The 24,104-nt window shown below is 64.4% G+C and carries 19 protein-coding genes; 13 read left to right on the top strand and 6 right to left on the bottom strand.

The window, feature by feature from the left end:
- Positions 1-132 precede the first annotated feature (132 nt).
- Positions 133-1,233, top strand: coding sequence for a Fic family protein (locus ABIA96_RS07320; protein WP_354136434.1), 1,101 nt, complete (start codon positions 133-135; stop codon positions 1,231-1,233).
- Positions 1,234-1,313: 80 nt separating this feature from the next.
- On the opposite strand, the gene ABIA96_RS07325 is transcribed toward ABIA96_RS07320, so the two are convergent.
- Both ABIA96_RS07325 and ABIA96_RS07330 read right to left on the bottom strand, forming a co-directional pair.
- Complete coding sequence (locus tag ABIA96_RS07325) at positions 1,314-3,599, bottom strand: xanthine dehydrogenase family protein molybdopterin-binding subunit (RefSeq protein WP_354136345.1); 2,286 nt, start codon at positions 3,597-3,599, stop codon at positions 1,314-1,316.
- Positions 3,596-4,087 (bottom strand): (2Fe-2S)-binding protein, encoded by a 492-nt coding sequence (locus ABIA96_RS07330; protein WP_148777577.1) that lies wholly within the window; start codon positions 4,085-4,087, stop codon positions 3,596-3,598. The genes ABIA96_RS07325 and ABIA96_RS07330 overlap by 4 nt, the downstream gene beginning before the upstream one ends.
- Before the next feature lie 493 nt (positions 4,088-4,580).
- Between ABIA96_RS07330 and ABIA96_RS07335 the strand changes: the two genes are divergently transcribed.
- The 3 genes from ABIA96_RS07335 (at position 4,581) to ABIA96_RS07345 (ending at position 6,547) form a co-directional block, all read left to right on the top strand.
- The gene (locus ABIA96_RS07335) at positions 4,581-5,345 is read left to right on the top strand and encodes an alpha/beta fold hydrolase (protein WP_354136346.1); all 765 of its coding nucleotides are present in this window, start codon (positions 4,581-4,583) and stop codon (positions 5,343-5,345) included.
- 20 nt (positions 5,346-5,365) lie between these two features.
- On the top strand, positions 5,366-5,707 hold the full coding sequence (locus ABIA96_RS07340; RefSeq protein ID WP_354136347.1) for a hypothetical protein: 342 nt from the start codon (positions 5,366-5,368) through the stop codon (positions 5,705-5,707).
- A 165-nt stretch (positions 5,708-5,872) separates the two neighbouring features.
- Entirely contained in the window at positions 5,873-6,547 is a 675-nt protein-coding gene (locus ABIA96_RS07345) for a dienelactone hydrolase family protein (protein ID WP_354136348.1), read from the top strand.
- Between the two features lie 70 nt (positions 6,548-6,617).
- On the opposite strand, the gene ABIA96_RS07350 is transcribed toward ABIA96_RS07345, so the two are convergent.
- From ABIA96_RS07350 to ABIA96_RS07360, 3 genes are all read right to left on the bottom strand, one after another.
- The gene (locus tag ABIA96_RS07350) at positions 6,618-7,355 is read right to left on the bottom strand and encodes a polysaccharide biosynthesis/export family protein (protein ID WP_354136349.1); all 738 of its coding nucleotides are present in this window, start codon (positions 7,353-7,355) and stop codon (positions 6,618-6,620) included.
- A gap of 263 nt (positions 7,356-7,618) precedes the next feature.
- Positions 7,619-8,275: a peptide-methionine (S)-S-oxide reductase MsrA gene (gene msrA, locus ABIA96_RS07355; RefSeq protein WP_354136350.1), complete on the bottom strand. Its 657-nt coding sequence runs from the start codon at positions 8,273-8,275 to the stop codon at positions 7,619-7,621.
- A 201-nt stretch (positions 8,276-8,476) separates the two neighbouring features.
- Positions 8,477-8,794 carry a hypothetical protein gene (locus ABIA96_RS07360; RefSeq protein ID WP_354136351.1) on the bottom strand — a complete coding sequence of 106 codons (318 nt, stop codon included), beginning with the start codon at positions 8,792-8,794 and terminating at the stop codon, positions 8,477-8,479.
- 387 nt (positions 8,795-9,181) lie between these two features.
- Between ABIA96_RS07360 and rpsT the strand changes: the two genes are divergently transcribed.
- From rpsT to ABIA96_RS07400, 8 genes are all read left to right on the top strand, one after another.
- Positions 9,182-9,448 (top strand): 30S ribosomal protein S20, encoded by a 267-nt coding sequence (gene rpsT, locus ABIA96_RS07365; protein WP_354136352.1) that lies wholly within the window; start codon positions 9,182-9,184, stop codon positions 9,446-9,448.
- A gap of 1,240 nt (positions 9,449-10,688) precedes the next feature.
- Complete coding sequence (gene dnaA / locus ABIA96_RS07370; RefSeq protein ID WP_354136435.1) at positions 10,689-12,101, top strand: chromosomal replication initiator protein DnaA; 1,413 nt, start codon at positions 10,689-10,691, stop codon at positions 12,099-12,101.
- Between the two features lie 252 nt (positions 12,102-12,353).
- On the top strand, positions 12,354-13,472 hold the full coding sequence (gene dnaN, locus ABIA96_RS07375) for a DNA polymerase III subunit beta (protein WP_354136353.1): 1,119 nt from the start codon (positions 12,354-12,356) through the stop codon (positions 13,470-13,472).
- A 76-nt stretch (positions 13,473-13,548) separates the two neighbouring features.
- Positions 13,549-14,685, top strand: a complete 1,137-nt coding sequence (gene recF, locus ABIA96_RS07380; RefSeq protein ID WP_354136354.1) for a DNA replication/repair protein RecF — start codon at positions 13,549-13,551, stop codon at positions 14,683-14,685.
- Between the two features lie 388 nt (positions 14,686-15,073).
- Entirely contained in the window at positions 15,074-17,509 is a 2,436-nt protein-coding gene (gyrB, locus tag ABIA96_RS07385; RefSeq protein ID WP_354136355.1) for a DNA topoisomerase (ATP-hydrolyzing) subunit B, read from the top strand.
- 508 nt (positions 17,510-18,017) lie between these two features.
- Positions 18,018-19,313, top strand: coding sequence for a UDP-N-acetylglucosamine 1-carboxyvinyltransferase (gene murA / locus ABIA96_RS07390; RefSeq protein WP_354136356.1), 1,296 nt, complete (start codon positions 18,018-18,020; stop codon positions 19,311-19,313).
- A 218-nt stretch (positions 19,314-19,531) separates the two neighbouring features.
- Positions 19,532-20,923, top strand: coding sequence for an MATE family efflux transporter (locus ABIA96_RS07395; protein ID WP_354136357.1), 1,392 nt, complete (start codon positions 19,532-19,534; stop codon positions 20,921-20,923).
- On the top strand, positions 20,920-21,408 hold the full coding sequence (locus tag ABIA96_RS07400) for a DUF2867 domain-containing protein (protein ID WP_354136358.1): 489 nt from the start codon (positions 20,920-20,922) through the stop codon (positions 21,406-21,408). Before ABIA96_RS07395 ends, ABIA96_RS07400 begins: the two co-directional genes overlap by 4 nt.
- Here the strand turns inward: ABIA96_RS07400 and ABIA96_RS07405 are convergent, their stop codons facing one another.
- The gene (locus ABIA96_RS07405) at positions 21,409-22,524 is read right to left on the bottom strand and encodes an FUSC family protein (RefSeq protein ID WP_354136359.1); all 1,116 of its coding nucleotides are present in this window, start codon (positions 22,522-22,524) and stop codon (positions 21,409-21,411) included. It abuts the gene before it with no gap.
- Between the two features lie 124 nt (positions 22,525-22,648).
- Here ABIA96_RS07405 and ABIA96_RS07410 point away from each other — a divergent pair, with 124 nt between their 5' ends.
- Positions 22,649-24,019, top strand: a complete 1,371-nt coding sequence (locus tag ABIA96_RS07410; RefSeq protein WP_354136360.1) for an MmgE/PrpD family protein — start codon at positions 22,649-22,651, stop codon at positions 24,017-24,019.
- Positions 24,020-24,104: the final 85 nt, after the last annotated feature.

A 24,104-nucleotide genomic window follows, 5' to 3' on the forward strand; every position in this document is an offset into this window, starting at 1 on the left:
CGGTTCCAGCAAGGCGGCGAAAACAACCCCATGCACAGTAGGCACACGAAGAGATTCTCGTCGAATTATGACGAGAATAGCTTGACCGTGACGAGAAGGAGTCGTATTTTCTCGTCACAGGATGCCGAGAATATGGTCTATATTCACGACCGAGTTGACTGGCCGGCGTTTCAGTGGAGCGTAGCCGGGTTAGCGGCGCGACTGGCCGAAGTACGTCACAAGCAGGGCCGCCTGCTTGGCCGGATGGAAAGTCTCGGCTTCACGTTGAAGGCAGAGGCCTCGCTCCGGACACTCACGGAAGATGTCGTCAAATCGAGCGAGATCGAAGGTGATATCCTCGATCGCGATCAGGTTCGATCGTCGATCGCTCGCCGGCTCGGCATCGATATTGGCGCGCTCACGCCTGTCGAACGAAACGTCGAGGGCGTCGTCGATATGACGCTCGACGCCACCCAGAAATTCGATCAGCCCATCACCGCCGAGCGCTTGTTCGGCTGGCACGCCGCCCTGTTCCCGACGGGTCGGAGCGGCATGCTGAAAATAGTCGTTGGCGGATGGCGCACCGAACGGTCGGGCGCCATGCAGGTCGTCTCCGGGCCAGTCGGCCGCGAGCACGTTCATTTTGAAGCACCCGCTGCCAAGCGGCTCGAGAATGAAATGAGCGCGTTCCTCGACTGGTTCAACGCCGACCGGGAATCAGACCCTGTTATCAAGGCCGCAGTTGCGCATCTCTGGTTTGTGACCGTTCATCCGTTTGAGGACGGCAATGGCCGCATTGCGCGCGTGATAACCGATCTCGTCCTCGCGCGTTCGGAACAGAGCACGCAACGCTTCTACAGCATGTCGTCTCAGATCAGAAAAGAGCGCAACGCCTACTACGACATCCTCGAAAGGACACAGCGCGGAACGCTCGACATCACCAATTGGCTACAATGGTTCCTCGATTGCCTCGATCGCGCTTTCGACGGCGCCGAGACGATCATCGGAAATGTGCTGCACAAGGCAAGGTTCTGGGAGCGCCATGGCGCGCGCTCCCTCAATGATCGCCAGCGGCTGATGTTGAACCGCTTGCTCGAGGGCTTCGAGGGCAAGCTCACCTCCTCGAAATGGGCCCAAATCGTCAAGGTCTCGCAAGCGACCGCTGCCCGCGACATCGAAGACCTGATCGACAAGGGCATCCTTCAGAGGGACGCCGCCGGTGGCCGCAGTACGAGCTATTCGCTGGTGCCGTAAGCGCGCGATTGTTGAGCCACGAAAAATCCGCCGGAGGCTGCCCTCCGGCGGATCTTTTTTCCTGGCAATGAGGCCCGGCCTTACGCCTTCATCGCCCCCTTCACGGCCTCGGCCGTGATCGGCAGCGCTCGCACGCGGGCGCCGGAGGCATTGAAGATGGCGTTGCCGATGGCGGGGGCGATGACCGTCACCGCTGGCTCGCCGACGCCGGTGGCTTTTTCACCGTTGGCGATCACGGCGATCGCGACCTCCGGCACCTGGCTCATACGCAAGGGCGTGTAGCTGTCGAAGTTGGTCTGCTCGATGCCACCGTCCTTCAACGTCGCCTTCTCGTACAAGGCCAGCGACAGGCCCCACATCGCCGCGCCCTCGACCTGGGCGCGGATGTTGTCGGGATGCACCTGTGTGCCGACATCGGTTGCGACCGTGAGCTTCTTCACGGTCACCTCGCCCGAGGGCGCGACGGCAACGTGGGCGACGCATGCGGTCCAGCTTGCGGTCGCGCGTTCCTGCGACGACACGCAGGCCACGCCCATGCCTTCTCCCTTGGGGAGCTTCTTGGTGCCATAGCCGGCAAGGCCCATTGCGGCGAGCAGGGTGTTGCGCAGCCGCTGCGCGCCGCCGTCGTTCTTGCCGGCGCCGTCGAGCAGCGAGATACGGTATTGCGCCGGATCCTTGCCGGTCGCAGCCGCGATCTCGTCGATCATGCTCTCGACCGCCCAGAAGGTCCAACCCGGTGCCACCGAGCGGAGCTGACCGGACGGGGTGGCGTTGTGCGCCATCTCGTTCTTGATCGCCCGCACGGTATGGTTGGGCACGGTGTAGAAGAAGTCCGATCCGTTCACCGTGAACGCGTCGAGCGGCCCCTTCTTGTCGACCGAGGGCGACAGGAAATCGGGGATTCCCCAGCGCTGTGTCGGCCAGGCCGAGACCACGTCGTGGCTGAGCGCGACGAGCTTGCCGTCGCCGTCCACGCCGGCTTTCACTTTCTGCAAGGTGAGCGGACGCGAGAAATCCATCGTCATGTCGTTTTCGCGCGTGTAGATCACCTTCACAGGCTTGCCGACGGCCTTGGCCGCCTGCACTGCCGGCACCATCATGTCGGCATCGAGCCTGCGGCCGAAACCGCCGCCCAGCCACATCTGGTGCATGACGACGAACTTCGGATCGATCCCGGCGGCACCCGCCGCGATCGCACCCGAGCGCGTCGCGAACTGGTTGCCGGAATAGATGTGCAGGATGTCGCCCTTGAACTCCGCGGTGGCGTTCATCGGCTCCATCGGAGCGTGGATGTTGATGCTGGTGGTGTATTCCGCCTCCAGCACCTTGGCCGCCGTGCCGAACGCTGCCGCGGGATCGCCATCCTTGACGAAGAATTGCCCGGAATCGTCGAGAGCCTGCAGCCGCTTGGCCTCGGCATAGAGCGACTCGCTCGACACCTTCGCGTTCGGCCCGCCGTCATAGCTGACCTTCAGCGCTGCCGCCGCCTTCTTGGCGTTGGCATAGGTGTTGGCGACCACGACCACCCAGCCGGTCGTCGTCTGGGTCTTGTCGTCGAGGGTGACGGCCTTGATGAAGCCCGGCACTTTCTTGGCGTCGCTGTCGTCAACCGATTTCACCGTCGCGCCGAAACGCACCGGCGGAGTGACGATCGCGCCATGGACCATGCCCGGAATCATTACGTCGATGCCGTACTTGGCCGTGCCGTTGGTCTTGGAGGGGATGTCGAGCTGCGGCACCGACACGCCGATCATGGTGTATTGATCCGCCGTCTTCAGCTTGATCGCCTTCAGCTCGTCAGGCGTGAAAGTCTTGGTCGCCTTGCCGCTCTTCACGACATCGGCGAACGACATGTGCTTCTTCGACTTCGCATGCACGATCATGGAATCGCGCACTGCGAGTTCGGAGGCCGGCACGCCCATCGCAGCGGCAGCGCCTTCGGTCAACGCCATGCGTCCGGCGGCGCCCGCCCGGCTCATCGCGTCAAAGTTCATCATGGTCGACCAGCTGCCGCCGGTGATCTGCGCACCAAGAACCGGATCGTTGAATTTCGGATCGTTGGAGGCGAGGTTGACCCGCATGTCGCTCCACTTCGCGCCCAGCTCCTCGCAGACGATCTGCGCCATGGTGGAGGCGATGTGCTGGCCCATGTCGGCCTTGCCACAGGTTACGGTGACGAGACCGTCCGGCGAGATCGCGTACCAGACGCTCGGCTCGAAATTGGCGGGAGCCGCGGCGAGCGCTTCACCGATGCCGGGCACGCCGGCATAGCCGAGCACGAGGCCGGTGGCGGCAGTGCCGACCAGGAAGGAGCGGCGGCTGAGATCTGTCGTCTCGGGGGTTACGTTTTTCACGTGGCGATTCATGTGGGCCTCCGCTCGTTGCCGGCGGCGGATGCTGTGCGCATCTCGGTGGCGGCGCGCATGATTGCCTTCTGGATCCGCGAGTAGGTCATGCAACGGCAGAGGTTGCCGTCCATATGCGCCACGACCTCTTCCTTGGTCGGATTGGCGTTCTTCGCGAGCAGCGAAGCCGCCTGCATGATCTGCCCGGACTGGCAGTAGCCGCATTGCGGCACCTGCTCGGCGACCCACGCCTTCTGCAGGGGATGATCACCCTTGGCGGAAAGGCCTTCGATGGTGGTGATCTTCTTGCCGGCAACGTCGCCGACCATGGTCTGGCACGAGCGCACGGCTTCGCCGTTGACGTGCACGGTGCAGGCACCGCACAGGCCGGCACCGCAGCCGAATTTCGTGCCGGTCATTTGCAATTGTTCGCGGATAGCCCAAAGGAGCGGCGTGTCGTTTGCCGCATCCACGGACATACTCCGCCCGTTGATGGTGAGCGTTGGCATAGGCGTCTTCCCCTGCCGGTGCAATGAAGCCGCTTACGGCGGCAACTTGTAATAGCGGACGCCCACCGGGTCGGCGGCCGCCTTGAGCGCAAGAATGATCGGGTTCGCGGCCAGAGGCAAATGCAATTTGGAATCGATCGAAACTAACTCGGCATCCGCTTGTTGTGCGTTGCGACAACGGCGTTGACGTTAGCGACTGAACGCAACAAGCAGCGCGCTGGGCGTGCATGTCATCGCGGCGAGGCGGTTTCTACTGAGTAACCATGCGGGCTAGGATGCGGAGGAACGAGACAGTCTCGTAGGGTGGGCAAAGCGAAGCGTGCCCACCATTGGCTGCGATCGGAGAAAGGTGGTGGGCACGGCGCAAGTGCGCCTTTGCCCACCCTACGATTCCGGGCTCGCGGAGAGACACTCCATCTCGCCGCTCTTTCCTGCCAGTTGGAAGGGTGCACCGGTGTCGTGGTTGGAATGAAGAACAAGAAGGGCGGAAGCAATGCCAAAGATCGATCGGGACGGCGTCGGCATCTACTACGAAGTTCATGGCGATGGGCCGCCGCTGCTGCTCACGCACGGTTACTCCTCGACGTCGGCGATGTGGCATGAGCAGGTCGTTGCACTTTCGAAGGACTACAAGCTGATCCTGTGGGACATGCGCGGCCACGGCCAGTCCGATTATCCCGATGACCCCAAGGCCTATAGCGAGCGGCTTACCGTCGGCGACATGGCGGCGATCCTCGATGCCGTCGGCGCCGAGCGTGCCATCATCGGCGGGCTGTCGCTCGGCGGCTACATGTCGCTCGCGTTCTATCGCGCCTATCCGCAGTCCGCCCGTGCGCTGCTGATCATCGACACCGGCCCCGGCTTCAAGAAGGACGATGCGCGCGAGGCCTGGAATGCGCGAGCGCTCGCCACCGCAGACAAGCTCGATCGCGAAGGTCTCGACGTGCTGAAAGCCGCCACGCGCGAGCGCGCCACCGCCAACCATCGCAACGCCAGGGGACTGGCGCTGGCCGCGCGCGGCATGCTGACCCAGCGCGATGCCAAAGTGATGGAGCTGCTGCCTGATATCAAGGTGCCGTCGCTGATCGTGGTCGGCGCCGACGACACGCCGTTCCTGGCGGCGTCCGACTACATGGCGGCAAAAATCCCCGGCGCACAAAAAATCGTGATCCCCGCGGCCGGACACGCCGTCAACATCGATCAGCCCAAGGCTTTTGTTGACGCCGTGGTGCCTTTCCTGAAGAACTTGCCGGGATAGGCAAGGCGAGGACCACGGCAATGAAGAGGGTAATCCTGGCTGCGGTCGCAGCGCTTCTCTCGATGGCAGCGTCGGTGCAAGCCGAACCGTTCGGCACAGTGCCGCTGCGCCGTCCCTTCGTCGAAACCCTGTCGAACAACACGCCTCTGGCGTTCGGGATGGACGCGGAGCAGACCGCGCACGCGCTCAGACAGCCCTTGCAATACGTCAAGGGGCGCCCCGGCAACGAGATCTATCTCGCCCTTCGCGACATCGGCGGCAGTGGATTGGTGCCGTACCGCCACCGCCTGTTCCTGCAATTCCGTCGTGGACGGTTGGCAGGATGGAAGGAGGATTACGGCGAGAACTGGATGTGGGAGTGAGGCCCCTTCCCTCATCCTGAGAAGCTTGCGAAGCAAGCGTCTCGAAGGATGAAGGCCCGGCTCTCGCATCTCGGCCTTTCATCCTTCGAGACGCGCTGACGCGCTCCTCAGGATGAGGGGAGAGAGCTGCAATTTCGGAACGACTAAGCAAGAAGGACAACCCGCGTGGGACAAGACATCAAACTGACGGCGTCGGATCATTTCCAGCCTGGCGCTTATCGCGCTGATCCCTCAGGCACGCCGAAGGGCGCGGTGGTGGTGATCCAGGAGATTTTTGGCGTCAATCACCACATCCGCTCGGTCTGCGACCGCCTCGCAGGCGAAGGCTATGTCGCGATCGCACCGTCGATCTTCGACCGGACATCGCCGGGCTTCCAGTCGGGCTATACGCCCGATGAGATCGCGGAAGCCCGCAAGTTCGTCGCCAATCCCGATTGGGACGCGATGCTGCGCGACACACAAGCCGCGATCGACGCTGTGAAGAGCGTCGGGCCGGTCGGCATCATCGGCTTCTGCCTCGGCGGCAGCATCGCCTTTGTCGCGGCGACGCGATTGACCGGCCTGAAGGCCGCGATCGGCTATTATGGCGGCGCCGTCGTGCGCTTCGCAGACGAGAAGCCGAGAGTGCCGACGCAGCTGCATTTCGGCGAGAAGGACAACGGCATTCCCCTGACCGACGTCGAGACCGTCAAGACGAAGCGGCCGGAGGTCGAAATCTTCATCTATCCGGGTGCCCAGCACGGCTTCCATTGCGACGAGCGGCCGAGCTACGACAAGGCCAGTTCCGAGATCGCCTGGCCGCGCAGCCTGGCGTTTTTTGCGAAGCATTTGACGAAGTAGCGTACGCCTCTCTCGTCCGTCATTCCGGGATGCGCCGCGAAGCGGTGCAGGCCCGGAATGACAACAAAAACTAGAACCAGCGCTCGCCGACGAACACGGTGTCGCCGGGGCTGACGGGCGTGCCGAGCGGCACGACGGCGCGCATGGAGCCGCCGCCTTCGGTATGCGTGACGGTGACCAGGTCGCGTTTGGCGCGAGGCGAAAAGCCGCCGGCGATCGCGACCGCGCTCTCGACCGTCATGTTCGGCACATAGGGATATTGGCCGGGCGCGGAGACTTCGCCGAGAATGAAGAACGGGCGATAGGACTCGATCTCCACCGCCACCGAAGGCTCGCGGATAAAGCCGTTGCGCAGGCGCGCGGCGATTTCACCGGCGAGCCCTGCCGGAGTGCGGCCGCGTGCCGGCACTCCGCCGATCAGCGGCATGGTGATGGAACCGCCGGCATCGATGGCGTAGCTGTTGGTGAGCCCTTCCTGGCCGTAGACCACCACGCGCAGCCTGTCGCCGGCGTCGAGGTGATAGGAGGAGCCGTAGCGGACCGGCGCTGCCTCCATCGGTGCAGCATAGGCCACCGGCACAGAGGCGGGACCCGATGCAAAGGAATTGGTGAGTGCGTCAATGGCGCCGCCGCCGCTGGCAACGACGACCGGCTGCGGAGCGCCGTAGGGTTGGCCATAGGCCATGGAGTCGAGATCGGGACGGGGCTGCATATACGCGACGGAGCCGGTTGTCTGCATGCAGCCGCCCAGGGTCAGCGCGGCGGACGCTGCCAGGATCGACCATCGAAACGCGCGTGCAACCGGCACCGGAGCTATCCCTCGGAACGAGACAGCCGCAGTGATGCACCGGTTATGGTTAATAAAGGGTTGAGGGGGTCTTTGGTGCGACGATGCGAGCGACGGAGCAACGGAGCAACGGGCACGGTGCGCTCCCTCGCCCGCTTGCGGGAGAGGGTTGGGGAGAGGGTGCTTCTGCATAGGGACACTCCCCAAGAGGAGAGAACCCTCACCCGGCGCTACGCGCCGACCTCTCCCGCAAGCGGGAGAGGTGCACCAACTTCGTGGCTGGCTTACGCGTTCACACCCACACCGATGGGACACGACACGCCGGTGCCGCCGAGGCCGCAATAGCCGGCGGGATTCTTCGCCAGATATTGCTGATGATAGTCCTCGGCGAAATAGAATGCGCCGGCGGGCGCGATCTCTGTGGTGATGGCACCGAGGCCTTTTCCAGCAAGCGCCTTCTGATAGAGCGCCATCGACTCATCGGCGGCCTTCTTCTGCGCATCGGAATAGGTGTAGATCGCGCTTCTGTACTGCGTGCCGACATCGTTGCCCTGGCGCATGCCCTGCGTGGGATTGTGGTTCTCCCAGAACGTCTTCAGGAGCTTCTCGTAAGAGATCTTCTTCGGATCGAACACGACCAGCACCACTTCAGTATGGCCGGTGCGTCCCGAACAGGTCTCTTCATAGGTCGGGTTTGGCGTGTGACCGCCGGCATAGCCGACAGCGGTCGAATAGACGCCGTCGCCGAGCTCCCAGAACTTTCGCTCGGCGCCCCAGAAGCAGCCGAGCCCGAACACGGCCTGCTCGAGACCTGCGGGATAAGGCGGCTGCAAGTTTGCGCCGTTGACGAAATGAGTGGTCGCGGTCGGAATCGGTTGCGCGCGGCCGGGCAGCGATTCAGCCGCGTTTGGCAGTGCGGTGGTCTTGCGCATGAACAGCATGATGGGATCTCCGAGAAACGAGCTGTCGGTCGCCTGAACCAGGCGCTCAGGCGGCGTGCTCGCGATCGAGTGGGAATATAAGCATGTACGCGGGAAGGGGCAGCTCTGTTACGCCGCGCCCAGTGCGGCGCTCAATCCCGGCGGGAATTGAAGATCAGTCCCGGCGGGAACTGAAGGTCAGTCCCGGGCGGGAACTGAAGATCAGTCCCGGGAATAGCCGATCAGCGGCTTGCGCGGGCGGAACAGGATCATCAGGAGAATGCCGAGGAGGCCGAGGACGGCGAAAACCGGCTGGTCCAGCACCAGGCGGATCACCGAAGTCCAGAGCCAGGGCGCCTTGGCCTCGACCCAGGTCCGGAAGGCGGACTGGCTGGCCTGGTTGATGTCGTTCCAGAACTGGCCGAACCGGGTGAAGCGCAGGCTCTGGTCGGCCACCCAGCGGGCGCCGTCATAGACCATGAAGAAGAACCCGCCAGCGAGCAGCAGCAAGCCAATCAGTCGGAAAAAGCCGCGGACCATGCCTCACCCCAGATGGCCGTCTGATCGGACGACCCAAAGAAACGCCGCCAGCCAATAACCGGACGACGGCAGAAATTCAACCTCTTCAGGGCGTTACGGCACCCCTCGCAGTCCCTGAGGCGCTGTTTTCCAGCCTGGAAAGCGTTGACGGTGCCAAAGACCCCCTCTATAAGGGCGCCAACTGGCGGCGGGCGCAATCCTGCCGCCGCTGTTCTTTGAGCAGTTGCAGGCTCTATTGAGCCTCAGAGATGGCCGCGAGGCTTATCGCTCATGCTTCGGGAACAGCCCAGCAACCGAACACCATAAATCCGAGCGTCGATTCCGCGGTCAAGCAGCCGGCGCTACCCGACCAAGACGCGACCGGTACCGCATAAGGACATTGAGACCATGGCCAACACAACCTCCGCCAAGAAAGCGACGCGCAAGATCGCCCGCCGCACCGCCGTCAACAAATCGCGCCGCACCCAGATGCGCGGCGCCGTCCGCACCGTCGAGGAAGCCATCGCGACCGGCGACCGCGCCGCCGCGCTGAAGGCGATAGCGAGTGCCGAGCCCGCCCTGATGCAGGCCGCGCAGCGCAACATCGTTCACAAGAACAACGCCAGCCGCAAAGTCTCGCGCCTCACCGCGCAGATCGCCAAGCTCGCGAAGTAAACTCGCGAAGCACGGCCGTCGAACAATCCGGTCGTCTCCTTCGATCGGTTGAAGCGGTCATCGCGATCGTCAATCAGCCCGGCTTTCACGCCGGGCTTTTTGTTGCCTGTCACAATTCCCGCTTGGGCGACCAGAGTCGTGCCGTCTTCGCCATGCCGCGCCCGTAATTTACCTGCCGCTGTTTTTGCAACAGCGGAAACTTTCACTGCGCTGCGAAAAGCCCCTGCGGGGCGCGGCTATCTTGCATTCTCGCACGCGCGAGTTCTGCACACCGTAGTTTCCCCGGAACAACTCTGACGGTGGAGTTACCCTGTGAAACGAGACTCAAAAAACGATGTCTCGCTAATCACTTATCGACATAGCAGCGACAAGCATTTGGAAAATTCGCCCGCGCGTCGGGTGCGTGACGCTTTTGTAAAAAATTTTTGGCGGTGGGGGAGTCTTTGTCACACGACACGGGCGATTTTCGAATCTGTGCACGAATCCAGAAACTTGGTCTCAAGCCTGTGAACAAGTCGTGCGCGGCGTTAACGCTGGTCAAGATTTTTGATGCCTCAAGTGTGAATCAATTTCATTGCGAGTCTTCCCGCTTAGTGTATTCCTTAAGTCGTTCGCGGCGCCCACGATCTTGAGACCAGCGCGGTTTTAGAAACGGGGCGAGCGTGCAAATCGGCGGCGGTGTGCACGTAGGCGACGCTTCAACAAGCGATTGTCGGTAGAAAAACCCACAGCAATGTGGGAACGGTAGCTCTTTGTCTGAATGTCTCCAAGCGGGATCTTAGCGATCCTGCTCGCGCCAGACGCACAGGAGAGACGTCTCGAAGCTACCCCGACACGCGCGATGGCGAAGCCGAGCGGACGACACGACAAGACGGGCAGGACATTCGCGACTGGCGTACGGCGCGGGAGTTCTTTTACGCAGGACCTTGCCGTGAGCGATCACGGCAGGACGGGGAGGTATCATGTCCTACGGATTCAACGCGGTATTGACTCAACTATCATCGTTCACCGATGCCGTTTCCGATCCGTCCCGCGATCAGCCCCCCACGTGTGAGGGCGCGTCGAGTACGCGCTGACCTCGCGAACTCTCCATCCGAGACATCACTGATCTGACCCGCGGCGTTTTCGCCGAACGGTCGAGCTGTGCCCGAAGATGGACTCGCTTGAGGTCGCGCCATGGCAGGGAACCCTGCATGGCGCCCACAACGCAACCTTATCTCTCAAGAAAAGTTTTCAAATGATGACGACATCGGAACAGGATCGCTGGTCACGCGTGAAGAGCCGGCTGCGCACGAACGTTGGCGAAGACGTTTATACGAGCTGGTTTGCGCGCATGGATCTCGAAGGCGTGCAGGAAGAGAGCGTGCGGCTCTCGGTCCCGACCCGCTTCCTCAAGAGCTGGATCCAGGCCCATTATGCCGAGCGCGTGTTGTCGTGCTGGCAGGCCGAGATGCCGGAAGTACATCGCATCGACCTCACCGTTCGCTCCGCAGTGCGCCCCGTGGTGCAGCAGAAGGAAGCCCCGGCCGCGGTCGAGACGCGCCGTGCGCCCGCGCCCGAGCTGCGCTCGACGGCGACCGCGCCGGTCTCCGCCAATCATGATGCGCTCGGCGGCTCGCCGCTCGATCCGCGCCTGACCTTTGCGAGCTTCGTCGTCGGCCGTTCCAACACGCTGGCCCATGCGGCCGCGCGTCAGGTCGCCGAGGGACGCCGCGGCGATCCCGTGATGTTCAACCCGCTCTACATCCATGCCGGCGTTGGCCTCGGCAAGACGCATCTGTTGCAGGCAGTGACCTGGGCCGGCAATTCCGGCAATGAGCGCAAGGTGCTCTATCTCACCGCGGAAAAATTCATGTACGGCTTCGTCGCCGCGCTGAAGACGCAGACGGCGCTGGCCTTCAAGGAAGCGCTGCGCGGTATCGACGTGCTCGTCATCGACGATCTCCAGTTCCTGCAGGGCAAGTCGACCCAGGCCGAGTTCTGTCACACGCTGAACGCGCTGATCGATGCCGGCCGCCAGGTCGTGATCGCGGCGGATCGTCCGCCCTCCGATCTGGAAAGTCTCGATGATCGCGTTCGTTCACGATTGGCCGGCGGCCTCGTGGTCGAGATGGCCTCGCTCGGCGAAGAACTGCGCCACGGCATTCTCAAGTCGCGCGTCGCAGCAGCCCGCGCCCATCATGCGACGTTCGAGGTGCCCGAGGAGGTGCTGACCTATCTGGCGCGCGCCATTACCCATAACGGGCGCGATCTCGAAGGTGCGATCAACCGCCTGCTGGCGCACTCGAAACTCAACAACCGGCCGGTGACGCTGGAAATGGCCGAGCACGAGGTGCGCGACCTGATCCGGCCGCAGGAGCCGAAGCGGATCAAGATCGAGGACATCCAGCGCGTGGTGGCACGACAGTATAATGTCAGCCGCTCCGACCTGCTGTCCTCGCGCCGCACCGCCAATGTGGTGCGTCCGCGCCAGGTGGCGATGTATCTGGCCAAGACGATGACCCTGCGCTCGCTGCCGGAAATCGGTCGCCGCTTCGGTGGTCGCGACCACACCACCGTGCTGCACGCCGTGCGCAAGATCGAGGCACTGGTCTCCAAGGACACCGCGCTCTCCGATGAGGTCGAGTCGCTCAAGCGTCAGCTGCAGGAATAAAGGCCTAGTTTGCCATCCCCCACCCACCCGCCGCCCCGGCCACGCCCGGGCGGCGGTCTTCGTTCTGGGCGGTAAATCGTGGGAAACTGCCACCGATCCCTTGAATCCGGGGGCCATCCGAGCCACCTTGCGCGACCCCGACGGCTTTGGTCATATCGGCTGGATGATCCGGCTTTCCGGGGTCTTCGGTGCCGCGGCGCGCTTTCCTCCGCCCGGCTTTTTCCATCTTTTGGGGATCGGGCGAGTAGTGCAATGAAGGTTACGGTCGAACGCGCGCAACTCCTGAAATCGCTGGGCCATGTCCATCGCGTGGTCGAGCGCCGCAACACGATACCGATCCTGGGCAACGTGCTGGTCCGCGCCGAGAACGCGAAATTGTCGCTGAAGGCGACCGACCTCGATCTCGAGGTGACGGAGACGCTGCCGGCGGAGACCGCCACGGCCGGCTCGACCACCGTGCCGGCGCACATGTTCTACGACATCGTGCGCAAGCTGCCGGATGGCTCGCAGATCGTGCTGGAAGCCGACGGCGACCGCGCCGTGCTCGCGATCCGCGCCGGCCGCTCGCGCTTCACGCTGCAAACCCTGCCGGAGAATGATTTCCCTGATCTGGCCACAGGCGACCTGACGCACGCGTTCAACCTCGCCGCCAAGGACGTCAAGCGGCTGATCGACCGCACCCAGTTCGCGATCTCGACCGAAGAGACGCGTTATTATCTCAACGGCATCTATCTGCATGCTGCCGGCACGGCGAAAGCCGCGACCTTGCGCGGCGTCGCCACCGACGGCCACCGCCTCGCCCAGCTCGATCTGGTCCAGCCCAAGGGTGCCGAGGGCATGCCCGGCGTCATCGTGCCGCGCAAAACGGTCGGCGAGGTGCAGCGCCTGATCGAGGACAACGAGGCCGAAGTCACGATCGAGCTGTCGCAGGCCAAGATCCGCTTCACCATCGGCAATGTGGTGCTGACCTCAAAACTGATCGACGGCACCTTCCCCGACTACGGCCGCGTCATTCCGCAGGGCAACGACAAGGAGCTCGTCGTCGACAAGAAGGATTTTGAGAACGCGGTCGACCGCGTCTCGACCATCTCGAGCGAGCGCGGTCGCGCGGTAAAACTGTCGCTGTCGCCGGGCAAGCTGGTGCTGTCGGTGACCAATCCGGATTCCGGCAGCGCCACCGAAGAGATCGAGGTCGAGTACGCCTCCGATGCGCTCGATATCGGCTTCAACTCCCGCTACCTCCTCGACATCGCAGCCCAGATCGAAGGCGACGTCGCCACCCTGAAGCTCGCCGACCCCGGCTCGCCCACCCTGGTGCAGGACAAGGACGACAAGAGCGCGCTGTATGTGCTGATGCCGATGCGGGTGTGAGGGGCTACCGGCGTCCCTCCGCATCGACTACATCCGTCATTGCCGGGCGTAGAGGTCCGGCGACGACAAAGACAGCATGACCCCCTCCCGCATTCATCGCCTGACGCTAACGCATTTTCGGAATTATCGGGCGGCGGGGCTCGAGACGGCGGCTGACATGGTGGCGCTGGTCGGGCCGAACGGGGCGGGCAAGACCAATTGCATCGAGGCGATCTCGTTCCTGTCGCCGGGCCGTGGCTTGCGGCGCGCCACGCTGGAGGATGTCGCCGATAACCAGGGCGATGGCTCCTGGGCAGTCTCCGCGCAGGTCGAGGGCGCGCTGGGGCTCGCCACGCTCGGCACCGGCATCGATCCGCCGCGCGCTGACAGCGCGGTCAGCCGGCGCTGCCGCATCGACCGCGAGCCGGTGAATTCGGCGACCGCCTTCGGCGACCACATCCGCATGGTGTGGCTGACGCCGGCGATGGACGGGCTGTTCATGGGCGCAGGCTCCGAGCGGCGGCGCTTCTTCGATCGCCTGGTGCTTGCGATCGACAGCGAGCATTCCAGCCGCATCAACGCGCTCGATCGTTCGCTGCGCTCGCGCAACCGCCTGCTCGAGACACGCAATTACGACGACCATTGGTGTGACGCGATCGAGCGCGAGACCGCCGAGCTTGCGGTCGCGGTCGCGGCAACGCGCGGCCAGACCGCGGCGCGCCTGACCGGCATGCTGAATGCGCGTGCGCAGCAGTCCGCGTTTCCGTCGGCGCAGATCGCGCTCGACGGCTGGATGGAGAACGCGCTGCTGACCGAGACCGCGACCTCGGTCGAGGACCGCTACCGCCAGATCCTGCGCGACAACCGCCCGCGCGATGCGATCGCCGGCCGCACCACCGACGGCCCGCATCTCACCGATCTCCAGGTGATCTACGCGCCGAAGAGCATGCCCGCGCGCGACGCCTCGACCGGCGAGCAGAAGGCGCTGCTGATCGGCCTGGTGCTGGCGCATGCGACGTTGGTCGCGGAGATGACCGGCATCGTGCCGCTGCTGCTGCTCGACGAAGTCGTCGCCCACCTCGACCCGAACCGCCGCGCCGCGCTGTTCGAGGAGCTGCGCAAGCTCGGCGCACAGGTCTGGCTGACCGGCGCGGATCCGGCCGCGTTTGCCGAGATCGACGCGGGCGGAGAAGTCTTTGACGTCGAGAGCGGACGGGTGTCGGCGCGGCGGTAACCGCCGTTGAACCCGACCATTTCCCGCGGCGCTCGCCTGGGGCCTCATAGTGGGACCCGGCGGCGATGTCGTGCCGCTTCAGATGTATTGAGCCCGTAGCTCGCTCCAATTGGACCGCTCCAGGGCGCTTCCAGCGCCCCGGAGCCGCCCTCCGCGCCCCGCAAAATCCACGCCTTTCGAGGGGTGAAAACGGACGGCCGAATCGGGCTTTTCGCGAGCCCCAAAATCGGCCCTCGCGCGCCTTGAAAACCGGCCCAAAAACCCCATTTAGTCAAAGGGTTGCCGGAGGATACTTTGCGCTAGGCGCAATCTCTCTTTCGTGGCACAAATAGCTTCGAAATCAGCGCCTTTTGCGCGGCTGATTCGGGCGACATCTCGAAGGCCTCTCATGACAGAACCTGCTCGGCAGCCCGCTGCCGAAAACGAGCCCTCCGCCGCGAGCGAATACGGTGCGGAATCGATCCGCGTGCTCAAGGGGCTCGATGCCGTCCGCAAGCGTCCGGGCATGTATATCGGCGACACCGATGACGGCTCGGGCCTGCACCACATGGTCTACGAGGTCGTCGACAACGCTATCGACGAAGCGCTCGCGGGCCACGCCTCGCGCGTCGATGTCGTGCTCAACGCCGACAATTCCGTCACCGTGCGCGACGACGGCCGCGGCATTCCCGTCGGCATCCACAAGGGCGAAGGCATCTCGGCGGCCGAGGTCATCATGACCCAGCTCCATGCCGGCGGCAAATTCGACCAGAACTCCTACAAGGTGTCCGGCGGCCTGCACGGCGTCGGCGTCTCCGTGGTGAACGCGCTGTCGAGCAAGCTCGTGCTTCGCATCTGGCGCGACGACAAGGAGCACACCATCGAGTTCGCCCATGGCGACGCGGTTGCGCCGCTGAAAGTGGTCGGCGATGCGCCGGGCAAGCGCGGCACGGAAGTGACGTTCCAGGCCTCGACCGAGACCTTCAAGAACATCGAATATGATTTCGCGACGCTGGAGCACCGGCTGCGCGAGCTCGCCTTCCTCAACTCCGGCGTCAACATCGCGCTCTCCGATATGCGCCATGCGGTCGAGAAGCGCGAGGAGATGCACTATTCCGGCGGTGTCGAGGAATTCGTCAAATATCTCGATCGCAATAAAAAGGCGATCGTGCCGGCGCCGATCATGGTGCGCGCAGAGCTGAATGGCATCGGCGTCGAGGCAGCCCTCTGGTGGAACGACAGCTACCACGAGAACGTGCTGTGCTTCACCAACAACATCCCGCAGCGTGACGGCGGCACCCATCTCGCCGGCTTCCGCGGCGCGCTGACGCGCCAGGTCAACGGCTACGCCGAGGCCAACGCCAAGAAGGAAAAGATCGCGCTGACCGGCGACGACTGCCGCGAAGGCCTGACGGCCGTGCTGTCGGTGAAGGTGCCCGATCCGAAGTTTTCGTCGCAGACCAAGGACAAGCTGGTGTCCTCGGAAGTGCGTCCCGTGGTCGAGAACGTGCTCAACGAGGCGCTCCAGGCCTGGTTCGAGGAACACCCCAGCGAAGCCAAGATGATCGTCGGCAAGGTGATCCAGGCCGCCGCAGCGCGCGAAGCGGCGCGAAAGGCGCGCGAGCTGACCCGCAAGAGCCCGCTCTCGGTCTCCTCGCTGCCCGGCAAGCTCGCCGATTGTCAGGAAAAGGATCCGGCCAAGTCCGAACTCTTCATCGTCGAGGGTGACTCGGCAGGCGGCAGCGCCAAGCAGGGCCGCAACCGCGAATTCCAGGCCGTCTTGCCGCTCCGCGGCAAGATATTGAACGTCGAGCGCGTCCGTCCTGACAAGATGCTCGGAAGCGAGCAGATCGGCACGCTGATCACTGCGCTCGGCACCGGCATCAGCGACGAATTCTCGATCGAGAAGCTGCGCTATCACAAGATCATCGTGATGACGGACGCCGACGTCGACGGCGCCCACATCCGCACCTTGCTGCTCACCTTCTTCTACCGGCAGATGCGCGACATCATTGACGGCGGCTATCTCTATATCGCCCAGCCGCCGCTCTATAAGGTCAGCCGCGGCAAGTCCGAGCAGTATCTGAAGGACGAGCGGGCGCTGGAAGATTATCTGATCAACACCGGCCTTGACGACTGCATCTACATTCCAGGGACCGGCGGCGACCGCAGCGGCCGCGATCTGCGTTCCCTGGTGGACGACGCCCGAGTCGTCCGCAGCATCCTGCGCAATTTGCACAGCCGCTATAACCGCAAGGTGATCGAGCAGGCCGCCATCACCGGCGTGCTGAACAAATCGATCTACGGCAATGCCGACAACGCGACCGCGGCGGCGCAGTACATCGCGAGCCGCCTGGACAACCAGGCCGAAGAGGTCGAGCGCGGCTGGGTCGGGCAATTCGTCGAGGGCCAGGGCTTCATGTTCGAGCGCACCGTTCGGGGCGTCAAGGAAGCGGCGGTTATCGACGACGCGTTCCTGGGCTCGGCCGAGGCCCGCAAGCTCGACGAGTACACGACGAAACTGCAAGATGTCTATTCCCGTTCCGGCAAGCTGCGGCGCAAGGACACGGAACATCCCGTCCACGGCCCGGTCGACCTGTTCGAGGCGGTCACCGAAGCCGGTCGCAAGGGCATCACGCTGCAGCGCTACAAAGGTCTCGGCGAGATGAACCCGGGGCAGCTCTGGGAGACCACGCTGGATACCGACGCGCGCTCGCTGCTCCAGGTGAAGGTCAAGGAAGTCGACGAGGCCGACGACATCTTCACCAAGCTGATGGGCGACGTGGTCGAACCGCGCCGCGATTTCATCCAGGAACATTCGCTCAGCGCGACGATCGATATCTGAGGCCCGATAGCCTTTCGGATTCGATCTGCTCGCCGCGCACTCGCTGCAACCTCTCCCGCTTGCGGGAGAGGTTGGCGCAATGCGCCGGGTGAGGGTTCTTTCCTCCAGGGGGAATGTCCCGTTGCGGAGGCGCCCTCTCCCCGGCCCTCCCCGCGAGCCAGGGCAATCGCATATGATGTTTCGGATAGGCCTGAGCAAGCGCCTCGTCCTTCGAGACGACCGCTTCGCGGTCTCCTCAGGATGAGGCTTCGTGGTAGCAGCGCTGGTGAAACTGCTACGGCATCCTCTGCCCTCATCCTGAGGGCCCGCCGAAGGCGGGCGTCTCGAAGGATGGCTGCGGGCGAGCTCCTCGCTACGTTTGTCCATCTGCGATTGCCCTGCCCCGCGAGCGGGGGAGGGAGCGCACCCTCTTCGGAGCGGCCAGCGCAGAATTGCTACCGCGCTCAATTCCCTATAGTTTCCGCCTCCAAAGCAGCCCGCCCCAACCCAACAGGACGGAGAGAACCCCGTGGCGCCCATCCAATACATCGTCGAGGGCGGTCACCGGCTCTCGGGCTCGATCGAGCCGGCCGGCAACAAGAATTCGGCGCTGCCGATCATCGCGGCGGCCCTGCTCACTGAGCATCCGGTGACGCTGGAGAATGTGCCCCGGATCCGCGACACCGAGACGCTGGTCGAGCTGATCCGCTCGGTCGGCGCGTCCGCGGAATGGACCGCGCGCAATACGCTTCATATCCACGCCAAGAGCATCCGCGCCGCCGATCTCGATCCAGATCTCTGCGTGCGCATCCGCGCTTCGATCTTGCTCGCAGGCCCGCTGCTCGCCCGCTGCGGCGAGGTGATGCTGCCGCCGCCCGGCGGCGACGTCATCGGCCGGCGCCGGCTGGACACGCATATGCTGGCGCTCGAGCAGCTCGGCGCCAAGGTCACCGCGACCGACCGGCTCGAATTCCGTGCGTCCAAACTCACCGGCGCCGACGTATTCCTCGACGAGCCGAGTGTCACCGCGACCGAGAACGCGCTGGTCGCCGCGGTCGCCGCCGACGGCATCACTTACCTGCGCAATGCGGCCTCCGAGCCGCATGTGCAGGACCTCGCCAATTTCCTGGTCGCGCTCGGCGCCAAGATCGAGGGCATCGGCACCAACACCATGATCGTGCATGGTCCGGCCACGCTGGGCGCCGCGACCTACAGAATCCAGCCCGACCATATCGAGGTCGGCTCGCTGATCGGGCTTGCCGCCGTGACGCGTTCTCCGCTCCGCATCACACGCGCCGGCGTCGAGCATCTGCGCTCGATCCGTATGGGTTTCGAGCGGCTCGGCATCGTCTGCCGCGTCGAGGGCGACGACCTCATCGTGCCGTCGAACCAGACGCTGAAGATCCAGGACGATTTCGGCGGCCACGTGCCGAAGCTGGAGGACCAGCCTTGGCCGGCTTTCCCCGCCGATCTGATGTCGATCGCGATCGTCACCGCCACGCAATGCGAAGGCGTGATCCTGATGTTCGAGAAGATGTTCGAGTCGCGGATGTTCTTCGTCGACAAGCTGATCGGGATGGGCGCGCGCATCGTCCTCTGCGATCCGCACCGCGCCATCATTGCGGGTCCCAGCCGGCTGCGCGGCGCATCGATGATCTCGCCCGACATCCGCGCCGGCATGGCGATGCTGCTTGCGGCCGTCTGCGCCGAGGGCACCTCCACCATCAACAACGCCGACCAGATCGAACGCGGCTACGAGCGCATCGACGAACGGCTGAACGCGTTGGGTGCGAAGATCCGGCGCGTGCCCGAGCGGAAGAGCTAAGGCGGTTTCTTGTTGCGGGCTAACTCTCCGCGACCACAGTGTCGTAGGATGGGCAAAGCGCAGCGTGCCCACCATTTCTCTCGGAATCATTGATGGATCGTGGGCACGGCGCGAGTGCGCCTTTGCCCACCCTACGGTACCCGAGCTAGCGGATAGAGCCCCTCACCCCTCGCACAAGGGGCCATGTTTTCGTCGCGCGACCGTGCTATTGACCCCTCATGCTCGACAGCGTCGAACCACATCCGCAGCCGCAAGCCGGCGTGCACAGCCATCTCGCGCAAGAATTCGTCGAGACGTTGCGGCTGGCCGTTCCGATGATGCTGACGCAGCTGGGGCAGATCGCGATGATCACGAGCGATCTCGTGCTGATCGGGAGGCTCGGCGAGGATGCGGTCGCCGCTGCGGCACTTGCGCACACCGTCTATTTCGTCAGCTTCACCTTCGGACTTGGTTTGATGGCTGCGGTATCACCGCTGGCCGCGCAAGCGTTCGGTGCCGGCGACGTCAGACGCATCCGCCTCTCCTTGCGCGTCGGCCTGTGGGTCGCGCTCCTGATCTCGCTGCCGATGATGGCCTCGCCGCTCTATGGCGAGCACATCCTGGTTGCGCTCGGACAGGCGCCACATTCAGCCGGCCTCGCCCAACGCTATCTGAACGGGCTGGCCTGGGGCATCGCGCCGGCACTCGGCTTCATCGCGCTGCGCAGCATGATGAGCGCGGTGAACCGGCCGCAGGCGCCGCTGTGGATCACGCTCGCGGCGATCCCCGCGAACTTGGCGCTGGTCTATTGCCTGATCCATGGCCTGTTCGGCCTGCCGGAGCTCGGCCTGTTCGGCGCGGGACTCGCGACCACGCTGGTCAATCTCGGCACCTTCCTTGCCGCGCTCGCCGTCGCGGCGTGGCGCAAGCCGTTCGCCGACTATCATCCACTGGCCCAACTGTGGCGGATCGACTGGCCGTTGATGCGCCAACTTGTTGCGCTGGGCGCGCCGATCTCATTTTCGTTGCTGCTGGAATATGGCCTGTTCTCCTCGGCCGCGCTCTTGATGGGCCTGATCTCGACCACCGCGCTCGCCGCGCACCAGATCGCGCTCCAGGTCACCGCCGTCCTGTTCATGGTCCCGCTCGGCATCGGCATGGCCGCGACCGTCCGGGTCGGCCACGCCTTCGGCCGCAACGAGCCGGCCGCGGTGCGGCGCGCAGGCCTCGTCGCAGCGGTGCTCGGAGTGGCGTTCGTCTCGGCGCTAACGGTTGCCATCATCCTCGGCCGCTATGAGCTGGGGCGGCTGTTTTTCGGCAGTAGCGAGGCCAGCGCGCCGACCGTCGACCTGACCGCAACACTTCTCCTGGTCGGCGCCACCTTCTTCATTGCGGACGCGCTCCAGACCATCATGGGCGGCGCGCTGCGCGGCATAAATGACACAAGGATGACGCTGGTGTTCGCCGCGATCGGCTATTGGTGCGTCGGCTTCCCGATCGCCTGGTGGCTGGCTTTCCACGCCGCCCTCGGCGCGGTCGGCGTCTGGATCGGACTGTCGATCGGATCGTTCGTCTATGCCGGACTCTTGATCTTGCGATTCCGGATGTTGACGCGCAAGATCGCGGGATGACAGCTCCCGTTCGCGAAATCACCCCCAATGTCGATGCCGGCACGGTGCTATCAGGCGCGCAGTTCATCGACTCGTTTCGTGTGGAGGTCGGCACGACGGAATTGAGTGCGCGCGAGGCCTGCACCCGAATGGTCCTGAACGCGCCGCGTTGGATCGATGCGCTGACCCGCTTGCGCAACATCCTGGTGAAACCCTTCGGGCTGAAGACATCGGGCGAAGGCGCGTACGCACCAGGCGGCTTGATCGGCCTGTTTCCGGTGTTGAGCGAGACGCCGGATCAGCTCATCGCCGGCTTCGACGATTCCCATCTCGACTTCCGCCTCGTGGTCGACGTCGCGGGCGAAGCGACGCTGCGCCATGTCACCTCGACCACGCTGGTGCGGACCAACAACCTCCTCGGACGGACCTACCTCGCGCTGATCATCCCGTTCCACAAGCTCGTCGTGCGCGGCATGATGGGACGCATCGTGGAGCCGGCCCGATAATTACTCCGCCATCCGCGCGGACTTGTCGGCCGTAGATTCCGCCCATTCGCCGACCACGCGATCGAGGTCGCAGAGATTCTGGTGCATCTGCTCCAGCGAGAAGCCGATGGCGTAGAAGCGTTCCGCCATCTCGCCGGGCAGGCCGCGGATCAGGCCGTCGCGGCGGACGGCCGCGACCTCATCGGCATAGCGATCGAGCGCCAGATGCACAGGGCGGATCGCCGGGGCGCCGGCACCGGCCCGCAAGGCGCTAGCCGCCGAGCGCACGAAGAGGGCGATCGCAGTCGCGACCTCCGACAAGGGCGCGGCGAGGCGGGTCTGCAATTCTATCGGCAGCGGTACCACTGTGGCGCGGCCGATCATCACGACATCATGGCGCAACCGCAAAATCGTTCGCAGCAACGGGCCGGTATCCGGCCCGCCCGACAATCGCGCAGAGCGCTCGCGCTCGGCTTCGGCACCAATGGTATTCATGCCCACCATTGCGGTCCCGATGCCATCCTGAATCCGATGCAATGCATCGTTGTCGCGGCCTCGCGTGAGGCCCGCGAGCAATTCGGTGAAGGCCTCCGCGATCAGGTCGAGCAGCCTGGCCGCGCTGGCGCGGATCTGCCGCACCGCGCGCGAGGGCAGCACCAGGAACGAGACGAGCAGTCCCGTCACCGCGCCGACGGAAACTTCGCTGACGCGATCGATCGCCGAGGCCATGGGGTCGGCATGATGCATCGACGGAAGCACGAGCACGATCACGGCCGTCACCGTTGCAGAGCTCAGGTTCGGATAGATCGATGCGACAAAGGCAAGCGGCGCCACGGCCAACACCAGCAAACCCAGCAGGCCCAGTTCGCCGGAATAGGGGATCAGGATTGCGATCGCGCCGCCATAGACGGCGCCGCCGATCGTGCCGAGCATGTAGTCGCGTGTCGCCTTCAGCGAGCGTCCGACGCTCATCTGGGTCACGATGATGGAGGTCAGCACGGCCCATAATGGCAGCAACAGATGCAGCGCCGTGGCGATTGCATAGGCTGCCGTCGCCGCCACCGTGACCCGGACCGCCAGCCCCAACTGCGTCTTTCGCGACCAGACCCGGTCGAACAGCTCTTTTGCGAGTGTCATTATCGAATGTCCCGGTCCAATCCTCGTAGAGCCAGCGAGAAGCATAGCTGATGCCCGCGGCCGCAAGGCCGCTTGAAAGGCCAAATCAGCCCGCCTAATTTGCCGGCCAAAACGAGGAAACACGATGGCCCACGAAACCGCAACGCTCGCCGCCTATGTCGCCAACCTGAAATTCGCCGATATTCCGGCGGAGGTGCTGGATCGCGCCAAGGTGCTGACGCTGGATTTCCTCGGCAGTGCCATCCGCGCGCGGTCCGAGGCGGAATCGACCCCATCGCTGCTGAAAATGCTGGAAGCGCTGTCGCTCGACACCAAGGGCGACTCCACCGTGTTCGGCGACAGCAAGACCTGGACCCCGGCCGTGGCGGCCCTGCTCAACGGCGCGCTCGGCCATTCCCTCGATTTCGACGATACGCATGCGGATTCCTCGCTGCATCCGAGCGCGCCGGTGGTTCCGGCCGCGTTCGCCGTCGGTGAGATGGTCGGCGCGTCCGGCCGCGACGTGCTGACGGCGATCGTCGCGGGCTATGAGGTCTGCTGCCGGCTCGGCAACGCGCTCGATCCGACCTCGCATTATGCGCGCGGCTTCCATCCAACCGCGACGGCCGGCACCTATGGCGCGGCTGCGGCGGCTGGCAAACTGTTCGGCCTCTCCGAGGCGCAGATCATCGCCGCCTTCGGCGTCGCCGGCAGCCAGGCCGCGGGCTCGCTGCAATTCCTGATGAACGGCGCCTGGAACAAACGCTACCAGGTCGGCGCGGCCGCGATGAATGGCGTGATCGCCGCGACGCTCGCCCGCAACGATTTCGTCGGCGCGACGGAATCGGTCGAGGGCAAGCACGGCCTGCTCGCCGGCTACACCGACGACGCGCATCCCGACAAGGCGGTGGCCGGACTCGGCAAGACCTACGAGACCATGAAGATCGGCGTCAAGCCGTATCCGAGCTGCCGCTACACCCATGCCGCGATCGACGCGCTGATCGCGATGCGGCGCGAGCACAATCTGACGCCCGACAAGGTCAAGCGCGTCGAGATCGGGCTGCATCGTAACGGCATCACGCTGACCGGCGACGCCGCGACCAAGCGGCATCCGACCTCGATCGTCGGCGGCCAGTTCTCGATGTTCTTCACCGGCGCGCTCGCGCTCGACCAGGGCTCGTTCGGCTGGGACGATTACAACCGTCTCGGCGACACCGCGATCGACGCGCTCGCCGACAAGTTCGATGTGGTGCAAGACGACCGGCTCGAGGTCGGCCGCACCCATCCCTTTGGCGCACGCGTCAGCATTACCACGGATGACGGCGTGCATGAGCGGCTCTACGCCGATCCCTCCGGCGAGCCGGCATCGTTCCCGGATGCGCAGGCGATGCAGCAGAAGTTTCTGACGCTGGCGCGGCCCGTGCTGAATGCACGAGCCGACAAATTCGCCGATGCGATCATGACGTTGGAGCGGTTCGATCGCGTGGCGAAGGCGACGGAACTGGGGCGGCAGTAGGTCGCTCTTCTCCCTCTCCCCGTTCTTACGGGGAGAGGGTTGGGGTGAGGGGCCTCTCTCCGCGCATGAGATCGTCGAGAGACCT

This window comes from Bradyrhizobium sp. LB11.1, from assembly GCF_040549385.1.
GTDB lineage: Bacteria > Pseudomonadota > Alphaproteobacteria > Rhizobiales > Xanthobacteraceae > Bradyrhizobium.